Annotated in this window: 10 protein-coding genes; 8 read left to right on the forward strand and 2 right to left on the reverse strand. The window is 61.5% G+C overall.

Annotated elements, in window-relative coordinates; all coding sequences use genetic code 11:
• On the reverse strand, positions 1 to 131 hold a 131-nt coding region (locus ACFTZB_RS35355), incomplete at its 3' end, for an SDR family NAD(P)-dependent oxidoreductase (RefSeq protein WP_378438988.1).
• Between the two features lie 544 nt (positions 132 to 675).
• Between ACFTZB_RS35355 and ACFTZB_RS35360 the strand changes: the two genes are divergently transcribed.
• Together ACFTZB_RS35360 and ACFTZB_RS35365 are read left to right on the forward strand one after the other, a co-directional pair.
• Entirely contained in the window at positions 676 to 2,220 is a 1,545-nt protein-coding gene (locus ACFTZB_RS35360; RefSeq protein ID WP_378438970.1) for a 3,4-dihydroxy-2-butanone-4-phosphate synthase, read from the forward strand.
• A 64-nt stretch (positions 2,221 to 2,284) separates the two neighbouring features.
• Positions 2,285 to 2,512 carry a DUF3263 domain-containing protein gene (locus tag ACFTZB_RS35365; RefSeq protein WP_378438972.1) on the forward strand — a complete coding sequence of 76 codons (228 nt, stop codon included), beginning with the start codon at positions 2,285 to 2,287 and terminating at the stop codon, positions 2,510 to 2,512.
• A 390-nt stretch (positions 2,513 to 2,902) separates the two neighbouring features.
• Here ACFTZB_RS35365 and ACFTZB_RS35370 read toward each other — a convergent pair whose 3' ends face one another.
• The gene (locus tag ACFTZB_RS35370; RefSeq protein ID WP_378438974.1) at positions 2,903 to 4,561 is read right to left on the reverse strand and encodes a class I adenylate-forming enzyme family protein; all 1,659 of its coding nucleotides are present in this window, start codon (positions 4,559 to 4,561) and stop codon (positions 2,903 to 2,905) included.
• Positions 4,562 to 4,712: 151 nt separating this feature from the next.
• Here ACFTZB_RS35370 and ACFTZB_RS35375 point away from each other — a divergent pair, with 151 nt between their 5' ends.
• From ACFTZB_RS35375 to ACFTZB_RS35400, 6 genes are all read left to right on the forward strand, one after another.
• Positions 4,713 to 5,396: a TetR/AcrR family transcriptional regulator gene (locus ACFTZB_RS35375; RefSeq protein WP_378438976.1), complete on the forward strand. Its 684-nt coding sequence runs from the start codon at positions 4,713 to 4,715 to the stop codon at positions 5,394 to 5,396.
• A gap of 1,366 nt (positions 5,397 to 6,762) precedes the next feature.
• Positions 6,763 to 8,058: a PucR family transcriptional regulator gene (locus tag ACFTZB_RS35380; RefSeq protein ID WP_378438978.1), complete on the forward strand. Its 1,296-nt coding sequence runs from the start codon at positions 6,763 to 6,765 to the stop codon at positions 8,056 to 8,058.
• Between the two features lie 557 nt (positions 8,059 to 8,615).
• Entirely contained in the window at positions 8,616 to 9,824 is a 1,209-nt protein-coding gene (locus ACFTZB_RS35385; protein ID WP_378438980.1) for an NAD(P)/FAD-dependent oxidoreductase, read from the forward strand.
• Between the two features lie 35 nt (positions 9,825 to 9,859).
• Positions 9,860 to 10,180: a 2Fe-2S iron-sulfur cluster-binding protein gene (locus ACFTZB_RS35390; protein ID WP_378438982.1), complete on the forward strand. Its 321-nt coding sequence runs from the start codon at positions 9,860 to 9,862 to the stop codon at positions 10,178 to 10,180.
• Positions 10,181 to 10,216: 36 nt separating this feature from the next.
• The gene (locus tag ACFTZB_RS35395; protein WP_378438984.1) at positions 10,217 to 11,422 is read left to right on the forward strand and encodes a cytochrome P450; all 1,206 of its coding nucleotides are present in this window, start codon (positions 10,217 to 10,219) and stop codon (positions 11,420 to 11,422) included.
• Positions 11,423 to 11,504: 82 nt separating this feature from the next.
• The gene (locus ACFTZB_RS35400) at positions 11,505 to 12,398 is read left to right on the forward strand and encodes an alcohol dehydrogenase catalytic domain-containing protein (RefSeq protein ID WP_378438986.1); all 894 of its coding nucleotides are present in this window, start codon (positions 11,505 to 11,507) and stop codon (positions 12,396 to 12,398) included.
• Positions 12,399 to 12,433 lie beyond the last annotated feature (35 nt).

Below are 12,433 nucleotides of genomic sequence, written 5' to 3' on the forward strand. Positions count from 1 at the left end.
GCCCGTTCGATGGACTGCTGCAGGTCCAGTCCGAACACGGTGGCTCCGGCGTCGGCGAGACGCTTGGCGGTGGCGGCACCGAGGCCCGAGGCGGCTCCGGTGACCAGTGCGGCGGTTCCCTGAATTTCCACAGTTCGCATCCTTCTGTTTCCGGCGACCTCGGTGGGCCGCCTCATGCTGAAGCGCACCGCCTGTGCGGAGCGCCCCTACTACCTTTTATGCGGGGGCCTTGTGAGACTGCGGCAATGAGACGATAGTCGCCGAGTTCTTCGGCGAGGGGCTCAGGTTGACCACGTAGTCACTACGATCGTTGACTCATGGATGCGAAGAACGCTCGCGTCGCATGGTCTGGCATCACATAAGCGTGCCACCCCAATCTTTCGCTCCGACCAAGATGAGCAGACCAGGCCCGCGACGGCGAGATGGGAATGCAATCTCCGACTCCTCAGCGACCGCCCCGGCCATTTTGACGAGCACGCACCCTCTTCTGAATGGCAGCTCGGATCCCCACGGCTTCCAACCCGCTAGCCCATCAAAACATCTACGTTGATGTTGACTCAATCCGGAAGGGTTGCGATCCTTGTCACAGAAGGAATCCGCGCATTGGTTCGGCAGTGACACAGTCACCGATATTTCCTTCTACCGCTGGCAGAAACAGAATGGAGATCCACTGATATGGCCAGTTCGATGACGCGGGTACAACAGAGCCTCTCCGACCTCGCTGCCGGCAGGCCCATCGTGCTTGCGCCCGGCCCGACCGGTGATCCCGATGGATATCTACTTCTTGCAGCGGAGAAGGCATCGCCGGCTTCCGTCGCGTTCCTCGTCCAGCACAGCTCCGGCTTCATCTGCGCTGCCGTCACACGACGTGAATGCACCCGTCTCGACTTCCCACCCATGGCGGGAACGGACCGTCAGCAATCCGGTGGTTGGTATGCGGTGGCGGTCGACGCAATCGATGGCGTCGACACCGGAATCTCAGCGTCAGATCGAGCGCACACTCTTCGGCAGCTGGCCAGCCCCGCGAGCACAGCCCGCCAATTCACCCGACCAGGCCATATCATTCCGCATTGCGTAGACGACGGTGGTGTTCTCGCCTATCCGGGCCCAGCCGAAGTGATCACCGACCTCAATCGGGCGGCAGGACTTCGGCAGGTGGGCGCATTCGCGGCGTTGGTCTCAGAGAAGGACCCCACTCAGAATGCGCGCGCACACGAGTGCCGTCAGTTTGCCAAGGTTCACCAACTGAACTGGGTGACCGCCGACGATCTCATTCTCTATCGTCGAGCCGTTGAACTGCATGTTCGTACCACCTTCACGGTGACCCACGCTGGACCGTACGGCGATCTCCGCACGTCTGGCTTCCACAGTGATGCCACCGGGTCCGACTATGTCGCCTACCGAATCGGAGAACCGCACACCATCGACACCTCTCTGGTGCATGTACACCGAGAGTCCAACTACGCGCCCCACGCATCCCCCGCCGACCAGGGCCTGCAAGACATGTTCGCGTTCGTTGCCAGCCACGGTGGCGGCGCAATTGTTGTCGAGCGGAACATCAACAACATTGACTCCTTCACACTCACGCCAGACGAGCGTGACTGCAAGCGGGTAGGCAGAAATGCCGATATCGCGCAGATCCTTCGCGAATTGGGGATTACTGCGCCCCGCCTGCTCGCATCACCAGCAGATCTCCACGTCGCTCTGTGCGATCTCGGGATCGCTGCCGTGCTGGATCCGGCCAGCGATCCTGCGGCGGCCCCCACAACGAAATCGCCAATTGGATCGACCTCGACGTCGATTCATTCCGTGCGCGGCGTGGTCATACACGGTGATCAGCGAGGCCGCGAGTTGGGCTTCCCGACGGCCAATCTGGTGGTCGACGAGGACGCCTACACGGGACTCGTCGATGGAGTGTGGGCTGGTCGTTGTGTTCTCCCCGATGGACGATCTGTGATGTCGGCCTTGTCGATCGGGCGACGATCTACGTTCTATGGGCGCGTGGGACCACGACTACTGGAGGCGCATCTACTCGACTTCCAGGAAGATCTGTATGGTCGTGAGATCACCGTGCAGCTGGACCACTGGATCCGCGGCCAGACCACCTTCGCGTCGAAAGAAGAGCTGATCGCGGCCCTCGACAGAGATGGGCGCAGTATCCGAGCGCTGGCTCGAGACGCTCGCTCGCCGGAACATCAATCCTTCACCGCGCCAGACTAAAACGGCGCTCCCGAGTAGACGCTTCTCGAATACGGAACACATCGCGAAGAATCGGAGATCGCACGTGCTCGCAGACGCCAATGACCGTTTCCAACGTCCGATGCTGGAATTCGCGCTGCGCTGGCATCCTTTCGGCGGAGGCGCGAGCAGACTGATTTTCGAGGAGTTCGGTATGGACGCACCGACCTACTTCAACAGGCTCGCACGGATACTCGATGCGGACCGATCCATCACCTCCGAGAAAACGCGCGCAGCGATCCGAGGTGTGTGTGCGGCGCGGCTACAGGGGTGAGCAAACCACCGCGAGCGGTGCACCACGCTGCCCTTCGTCAAAAACCGAGGTCGACGGGAGTCTATAGTTGCGACGCCGGTCCGGAAGATAGCGGTGCTCGTGCATCGTGTCAGTGGCCGGAAAGGCGAGTTCCTCCGTCACTACTGACAGGGCGCCCGTCTTCCACGGCACCGCGGAGTTGACGGCGAGCGCGGAAATGCTCTGGGCGGGAGAGGATCCATCGCATACGAGTGTCTCGCCGACTTCCATGCCCCAACCGGTTCGCTGCGACGTTAGTGTCCTTCAACCGAATACGTCGGAACATAGTGAGACGGCGCCGAAACGTGAGAGACGCTCCGCTGGATAGTATGAATGATCGCCAGCGTTGAGCTGAAGTTTGATGCAGTCCTCCTACAATGCATCCATTTCGGTTGTCAGTTCCGCGAGACGGACCTGCAGTTGACGCTTGTTGATCTTGGTTGCGGACATCGGCCACTCGTGGGGGCAAAGGAAGTACACAGCGCGGGGTATCTTGAAATTGCTGATCCTTCCCTGACAGAACTCGATCAGGTCATCCGCTCGGAGGGTGTGACCCGCTCGGATCTCGACAAATGCCACTGGAACCTCGTCGAGCCGCTCATCGGGGCATCCGATGACAGCGGCGGTTTTCACGGCAGGATGCTCGCAGAGTAACGCTTCGACCTCGATGGCGGCGACGTTCTCTCCACCTACTTTGAGCATGTCCTTGAGCCGTCCGTGGAAGACCAGACAGCCGGACTCCCTGCGGCTGTACAGGTCGCCGGTGTGGAGCCATCGGCCTGCGTCGAGTGCCTCGGCGGTCTTGACCGGATCCTTGTAGTAGCCCTCGGTGACACAGTAGCCACGCACCAGGATCTCCCCGGGCACGTCGATGGGCTGCTCGGCGCCGGTATCAGGGTCGATGATGCGTACCTCGATCCCCGGCGCCGGCTTTCCCTGCGCTCCAGATCGGTCGGCGATGGTCTCCGACCGCTCGCTCAGGGCGTAGATGCCCGCGGTTTCCGTCATCCCACAGGCCGCCACCAACTCGGCGGCCGGAAACATTCGCTGCACCTGCTCGATGAGAACGCGCGGCCCGATCAGAAACAGATAGCGCAAGGAGGCGAAAGCCCCGGCATCGAACGTCGGATGATCCATCAGAGCCTGAATCGAGGCGGGGAACCATGGCCAGGCGGTCGTGGGGCGTTCGCGTGCAATCAGCTCGAGTGCCCGCCCGGGCTCGAAGTAGATGTCGGTCAGGTACGTACCACCCGCCCCAATGGCTCCCAGCAATGGTGCGAGGGCTGCTATGTGGAAGAGCGGTCCAGCAGCCCAGCTGATATGACGCCCATCGGTCGTCAGCCGCTTCGCGGCACGATCGACCGGACCGCGAGTCAACGCCTCATGCGAGAGCATGCAGCCCTTGGGGTGTGCTGTCGTCCCGGATGTATAGAGGATCGCCGCGGTGTCGCGGACGCGCACACGCAGCCGCTGTTGATGCACGTCATGGCAGGTCTGACGTCCGGCCAGGTGGTCGAACTCTGATCGACCGATGAAGCCGGCCTTGCCCTCGCCCCGCATGAGCACGGCGCCCCGCAACAGTGGGGCCTCGGGGAGCGCGAGCCGTGACGTGGACGCCGCCCCCGACAAAGACGGGAGAGCGTCATGGACAAGGTCCACGAAGTCGACGTACTCATCGGTTCCTGCCATCGTGAGGAGCACTTTGAGATCGGCATTCTCGATGATGTACGCGAGCTCGGCTGCCTTGTGCCGGGCGTTGAGCGGAACCACGATACCGCCGATCAAGGCGGCGCCGAAGAAGCCCTCCACGAATTCGATGCCGTTCGGGGCGAGGAGTCCGACGTGGTCTCCGAGCTGCACGCCGAGCGCGAGCAGGCCCCTGGCAACACGGGTGGCACGGTCGAGGACCTCTTCGTAGGTGTAGCGGTTGCCGGGAAAGACGATTAGGTCCCGATGAGGATGACGGTGGGCACCGCGGACCAAGAGGTCTCCGACGGGTGTCACCTCGCACCAGTCGTCGTTGTACGTCATGGACCCTCACTCATGGAACTAGTGTGGAGCGATAGCAGCCGAAGCGGTGGTTGTACCGACGTTATGCGACGGGACAGGATCTGTCAACGTTGAAGTTGATTGACGTCAACGTTGATAGCGGTTCGGGCGGGGAACGCGTACCATTCCGTACGTGCCCAGAACCACAGTGACTACCAGCAGCGGGATGAGCCGGCGCCGGCGTAGCGCGCAGAACGAAAGCAGTCCCAACTACCAGGCAAAACGCCGCGAGTTGTTGCAGGATGCCGCCATCGTGTTCCAGGAGAAGGGCTACGAAGCCGCAACGTTGAACGACATCGCGGAACGGTTCGGCACCGACCGCGCGTCAATCTACTACTACTTCGCCAGCAAGAAGGAGCTCTTTCAGGCGCTTTTCCACGATGTGGTCAGCGGCGTCCTCGACGAGAACATCAAGGCTGCGGAAGCTGTGCTGGCACTCGATCTATCCCCCGCCGAGAAACTCCGCCACCTGGTCGAACTCCAGCTGCTGTCGTACGAGAACAACTACCCGTACGTATACCTGTACATCCAGGAAGACATGGCGAAGCTCGAGTTCCAGTCGACGCCCTGGGCCAAAGACATGCTCCGGAAGACCAAGCGGTTCGAGAAGATCGTCTCCGACTTGCTTGACGACCTTGTAGCCGAGGGAACCTTCCGCGCTGACATCCCCACGCCACTGATGGCCAAGGCATTGTTCGGGATGATCAACTGGACCCACCGGTGGTTGAAGCCGGGACCGCGCAAGGTCAATGCCAAACAGACCATCGACGCCTTCTGCAGCCTCTTCTTCGAGGGTGCGTTGAACCCCGACGCTTAGGACACCGCACACAGAACCTACTACCGGGAGCAGACTCGACTGCACTCCAATACCATTGGACAGTCAGGCATGACGACCGTGACACATGCGCGTGTGCTCCGCGGGCGGAGGCCTACGACATCCGACCGCCTCGAGGTCCGCTGCGGCGAGAGGTGCAACTGCCGTCTGGGGCAGGCATGAGCACGCTACTGCGGAGAATCGCCGTTATCGAGCCGCCGAGTGCTGACGCCCGTCTGAGTCGGCGCGGGTCAGGTCTCCCCCACCTGCGCTGGGCAGTCGAGCAGCGCCAAACTACACTGGCCGATTCACTACCAGGTCGGCGCCGCGCGGCCGTCATGAAACTGTTTACGCCGCAGGGCCGCGTGGGCATTACGGAAGGGCTCCTCATCACCCCTATGGGACTCGCACGTGTTGGACTCGGAGCATCGATCCAACATCCCAGGCCAACTATCAGGCGCCCAAGCGCGGGTGGCGATCGCCGGGGCGCTGGCCGGCGACGTGCGGTTGCTGCTGAAGGGCGAGCTGACCGGGTCGTAATCGAGCCACACTCGCGGACACCCTCCAGATCCTCCGCCGCCTCGCGGATGAGCATCTTCCCATCTCGATGATCTCGCGGACAGAGCGCGGACTGCACCACCTGACCGACACCGTAATCAGGATCAAGCTGGCCGAGCACCACCCCTGAGGGCTCTCGACACCGCGACGAGGTATGGCTCTGGCCGGGTTAAAACAGGTTAAACATGGCTGGTGAATCGCCTGGGGAGCCGGGACCGCGGCACGTATTCGGTGCGCACCACGCCCAGTGCAGGCAGTCGATGCCGCGGAGGCTCCGGCCAACCAGAGCCGTGCATCGGAGATGGCGCCTTCCGGGGGGCTGATCACATTTTTGCGCATTGACCTGCGCCGAAGGTACTGTCGCAGGCTTCAATGGCCCCGCGCTGCGTAGGCGCCCGCGGCGACCTCTAGGTCACCTCGAATGCATGCCGACCACAGCCCGAATCAACCCTGACGTTGACCGTGACGGCCTGAAAAGCCTACAGTGATCACCTGTGGCGCCCGTCACGCCCGAAGAAGAGGAGATTGCCGATTCTAGAATCGCAGGCGATGGTCAAAATGCCGGTTTCCCTACAAGCGCAGCTCAGCAGAAACACGCAAGAACGCATCGCGCAGCATGAGGCAAGGCCGACAGGTTGCAACACCGTCGCAAAGCCGTACGAGCTTGACATCGTCGAATCGCCGGCTCAAGCGAGAACGCGCACTCTGCACGCTGCTCGCCCACACTCTGCGATGAACGAAAGCCAACATTGACCAGTCGAGCGATTAACCTCCGAACGCACAGACTCCGAATCGGAACGGCAGACTAAGGGTGGCGAAATTGCCTGACCGTGTCGACGACAGCCGACCGAACGATGCTGATTCGCAAGTGAGAGAAATAGTCTCAGCGATCACGGCCGTTGCCGACGCCCGCCTCAGCGAGATTGCTGGCGTCATCGTCGCGCGCCTGATAACTGAGATCGAATATTTCGCTGCCGATCAACCGATCCTCGACCAGTTGAATGCCGGTGCAGCCCACAACTTCGCCATCACAATGGAGATCTTGCGGCACGATATAGAAATCGAGCAGGTAGGGCCGTCGGGGCCCGCCACCGAGCTAGCTCGATTGCTCGCGCAGCGTGACATCCCGATTACAGCTCTCGAGCATGCATACCGGCTGTACCAAGACAGTGTCGTTCGTTGGTGTTTGCAGGAGTTAGCCCTTCGCAGCGAAAGCGCAACGGTCACCGCTGGTGCCGCGCTCGAGATCACAACCCTGGTATCCGCCCACGTAAACCTGATCGCCCAACAGTTGTTGTCCACCTACGAATTCGAACGAGACGCTTGGCGATCGCGTCGTAGCGCCTCCAGATCAGCACGAATCAACGATATTCTTGCGAATCGCCCTGTCGAGGTCGAACCGACCGAGAAGTTGTTGGGATACCACTTCGGCCAATGCCATCTCGGCATCGTCGCGTGGAGCGACCGCGCGCAGAGCCCCGAGGTGGGGTTAGCGCATCTCGAATCGGCCGCAAATGCTCTTGCATGCCAACTTGGTACCAGTGCACCTCCTCTGTTCGAGGCACGCGACGAGTACATGGCACGCGCGTGGGTGCCGCTGGGCGACTCTGAGACCGTCGACAGTGAACGTCTGAGCGCTGTCAGGCGCCGTTGGGACAGTCCTGTCATCGTCGCAATCGGGCAGCCTCGCGACGGCATCGAGGGGTTCGTGCGTACTCACAACGAAGCCGATCTCGCCAGAATCGTCGTGCAGGCGTCGGAATCGTCTGGTCCAGGAATCGTGTGCGCCAGCGACCTGGGAGCGGTGACGTTGATGTGCAACGACCTGGGCGCAACCCGAGCCTGGGTGGCCGACATCCTGGGCCCCCTCGGAGTCGATGACACCGCCGCCGGTCAGTTGCGTGCGACACTACGAGAGTTTCTACGAACGGGCGGCAGTTACGCCGCTACCGCTGACGCGCTGCACATGCACAAGAATTCTGTCGTCTACCGGCTCAAGAAGATCGAAGACCAGCTCGGGTACCCCGTACGGGATCACAGGCTGGATCTCGAAAACGCACTAGAACTGGCCTTTTGGCTTGGGACGGCAGTACTCACGCAAGAATGAGCTTGCGCAAGTCGACGGGGCTCTCCTCTGTCCAGGCGAGGACACGCCTCTCCATGAGGCCTCGCCGCCCGATATGACCGAGCACACTTTGCAGGGTAACTGTGATTGGGCGCACAGACTAAAATTCCGAGCCATCTGTGTGCCGAGCGCCCGATGCAATCGACAGCCTGCACGCCTAGGTTGGTAATAGCCCAATAGTTCGACATCGACTCGGGAACTGCCCTCGACCGAATCCGGCCCGAATGCAAACCCACCGAGGACGCCGGTACTCCTGGCCTCCACCGTTGACGGCAGCCCCACCGCCGAACAGCTTGAGGGCCCAGATCAGCAAAGCGGACAACGCGCCACTGCGACACCACGAACGCTGAACGGCAATCAGCGCTCGTGACAAGCACCTCCTTGGCCGCCCGCAAATGAAGGAGAAAGTCTCCAGTGTCGGAACAACTTCTACTTACACGCGGTAGCTGCGGCGGAACACAGGCTCCGTTCGCCTTTAACGCGCTGAATGGGTGGGCCGAGGACGCCCGAGAAACCGCCACTGAGATGGAGTGTGACTTGTGACCAGCGAAAATCAGGCCGCTGTGGGACGGCGACTTGTCGTCGTGGGCGGTGGCACCGCCGGCGCCGAGGTTGCCTTCGCTTCCCGAAGCGCAGGCTGGACAGGTGAAATCGTTGTCCTGAGCGATGAGGCTCACGCGCCGTACCACCGGCCGCCGCTGTCGAAGGACCTCCTGAGGATGGATGCCGTCTTCGCTGACCCTGATCCGTTGAAAGGCGCACCACTATACGCCAAGAAGAATGTCGACCTTCGCTTGGGAAGTCGCGTCGACGGCATCGACGCGACTGCTCGAACCTTGAGCATGAATGCGAAGCAGTCCCTCTCCTACGATCGTCTGGTCCTGGCGGTCGGAGGCCGCGCCCGCGAGCTCCCGCTCATTGCTCAACTCGAAACACGGCCCACCAACGTCCATGAGCTGCGCACCCTCGACGACTGCGCGCGACTGCGTTCCTGCTTTCAAACGGGGCGCGTTTTGATGATCGTGGGCGCCGGCTACATCGGACTGGAAGTGGCCGCAGCCGCAGTGAAGGCTGGCCAGAGAGTGATCCTGCTCGAAGCCGCGCCCCGCGTTCTCGCGAGGGTGACGGCGCCGGTGGTCTCGCAGTTCTTCGAACGGGAACATGCCAAACGAGGCGTGGAGATCTTGACCTCCACCACGATCGAGAGCCTGTCGTTCGGTGCAGACGGGCGGGTAGATCGTGTCGCGACGTCCGACGGGTCTGAATACCATGTCGACAATCTGGTAGTGGGAGTCGGGTTGGAGCCCAATATCGAACTCGCCCGCGACGCCGGTCTGGAGATCGGCAACGGCATCATCGTCGACGATTCGATGACAACGAGCGACCCGAATATCCTCGCCCTCGGAGATTGCGTGGACTTCCACAGTGGATTCTACGACCGCCGCGTGAGAATCGAATCGGTCGCCAACGCTGTCGAACACGCCCGCCGCGCGGCGAACACACTGACTGGCGGAGCTCCGAAACCGTGGCAGGTTCCGTGGTTTTGGTCGAATCAGTACGAGCACAGCCTGAAGATCGTCGGGCTCTCCAACGGATACGACGAGACGCGGGTCATCGACGACTCCGCGGGCACCTCCTTCGCAGTCGAGTATCTGAGAGAAGGTCGGCTCATCGCAGTCGATGCCATCAACCACGCTGCGGCGTTCCAGTCGGGCAAACGACGAATCGCAGAGACGATTCACGCCTAGCACCGAGCATCCGAACCGCTTACGAAAGGACAGTCATGCCAACCGTCACCTATATCTGCCCCGACGGGGAATTGGAAGCGGTCGAGGTACCGGTGGGTACCTCGATCATGAAAGCCGCTGTATCACACGGAATCGAATCGATTGTCGGTGACTGTGGAGGCAGCGCATCGTGCGCCACCTGCCACGTGTACGTGGAGAGTCACCTCGAAAAGCTACCCCCCAAGTCCGCCAACGAGGACGAAATGCTCGGTGACGCAGCATCCGAAGTTCTCCCCAACAGCCGTCTCGGTTGCCAGCTGGTCATGCGCGACGAGCTCGCCTCACTCGTCGTTCGCGTCGCCCCCGAACAGTGGTGACTGCCGGAACGCTCACACCAACCAGAAGGACAGCACATGACCACAAGCATCAAGACCCAGAACCTTCCCAGCAACGTACCGCCGGAGCGCGTGGTCGATTTCGACATGTTCGCGCCAGGGGACATCAGTAGTGGTCTACAGGCTGCGTGGGCCGGCTTACAGGACAACGGCCACGGCCTGGTGTGGACGCCACACAACGGTGGGCACTGGATCGCGGTGCGCGGCCAACTCCTCAAGGAGGTCTTCGAGAACCACGAGACCTTCTCGAGCAAGTGTCCCTTCCTCCCGAAAGAAGCAGGTGAGCAGTACAGCTTCATACCCACCTCGCTCGACCCACCCGAGCACCGGCCGTACCGGAAAGTGCTCAACTCGGCCGTAGGCCCGGGCTCGATCCGTCGCATCGAGGGTGAAATCGAAGGCATTGCGGCCGATCTGATCGAATCGATCGTCGCCGAAGGTAAGTGCGACTTCACGAAAGCGTTCGCCGAGATCTTCCCGGTGGAGGTGTTCTTGCGTCTGGTCGACCTACCGAGCTCGGATTCGGCGCGCCTGAAGTTCATCGCAGACCAGATGACGCGACCCGACGGCACGATGACGATGACCGAGGCAACGAACCTGTTCTTCGACTACCTCGGGCCCGTCATCAACGAACGACGTGAAAACCCCGGACCGGACGCCATCAGCGCGGTAGTCACAAGTACCGTCGAGGGGCGTCCGCTGACACAGGACGAATGCCTGCGAATCTGTGGGCTGCTTCTGCTTGCAGGACTGGACACTGTCGTCAACTTTCTCAGCTTCATGATGCAACATCTTGCCGAGAACCCCTCCGATCGAAAGACCCTCGTCGATAATCCGGACCTCATCGACAACGCGGCCGAAGAGTTGTTGCGTCGATACGGACTGGTCGCCGATGCTCGAATCATCAATGGCGACAGCGAGATGGACGGAGTCATGCTACTCGACGGCGACATGATCGCCTTGCCGACGATGCTCTTCGGACTGGATCCACAGGTGACAGGATGTCCCATGGACGTCGACCTGAAGCGAAAAAGTACCGAGCACTTCACTTTCGGCCACGGAGTGCACCACTGCGCGGGCTCCTACCTGGCGCGCAAGGAGATCACAACCACGCTGAAGCAGTGGCTCGCTCGTATCCCCGATTTCGAGATCGCTCCCGGAGAGCAGATCGAACACCGTTCCGGAATCGTCGGTGCCGTTGTCAGCTTGCCGCTGCAGTGGTGAAGTCCCCTACACACATCAACCTCGAAAGGCCTCCCAGCAGATGAAGGCATGGCAATTCACGGCGATAGACGAACCACTGCACATGGTCGAGGTGGCTGACCCGGAGCCCGGACCCACCGACATCATCGTCGACACCAGGGCGGTCGGACTGTGCCACTCGGACATCGGCTTCATGGACGGAACCATCACGGCGCTACTCGGGCACGTACCCATCGTCCTCGGGCACGAGATCGTCGGTACCGTGTCCGCAGTCGGAACTGACGTTACCGAGTTCGTCAAAGGTGACCGCGTCGGGATACCCGCCACTACCGATGGGCCGGGCACCGCAATGAACGGTGGGTACGCTCAAAAAGTCAAGGTCCCGGCCCATCTGCCGGTCAAACTGCCCGACGGGCTCTCGTACCGCGATGCCGCGCCGGCGACCTGCTCCGGCCGGACGGCGTACAGGGCCGTACATACCGCTGGACAGGTCGAATCCGGGATGAAAGTGGGCATCATCGGTTTCGGTGGTCTCGGCTACTTCGGCGTCCAGATCGCCTTGGCGGCAGGGGCCACCGTGTTCGTCTGCGAGCTCAACGAGGCGAGGTGGCCACTCGCACGCGAGCTCGGTGCGAAGGGCTGTTCGAAGGACATCCGCGAATTCGAATCCGAGCAATTGGACTTGATCATCGACTTCGCGGGCGCAGACGGAACTCTAGATTCCGCCGTTGATGCCATTCGCCACAGTGGCCGCATCGTCGGGGTAGGCCTGGGGGTAGAGATGTCGTCGGTGTCCATTCCGAACATCACGATGAAGGAAGTCCGCATCGTAGGCTCGTCCAACGGAACGAAGGACGAAGCGCGCGCGATACTCGAGCTTGTCGCGGACGGATCGGTTCGTCCCCACACCGAGCAGATCGCGTTCGACGACATTCCCGCAGGACTGCACCGTTTGGAGCAGGGGAAAACGGACGCGCGGCTGATCGCGGTTCTGTAACGGGAACCCGTCGGCCACCCCACCGGCCCTCGAAC

It is taken from the genome of Rhodococcus sp. NPDC057014, assembly GCF_042673295.1.
In the GTDB taxonomy this organism is placed as follows: Bacteria; Actinomycetota; Actinomycetes; order Mycobacteriales; family Mycobacteriaceae; genus Rhodococcus_F.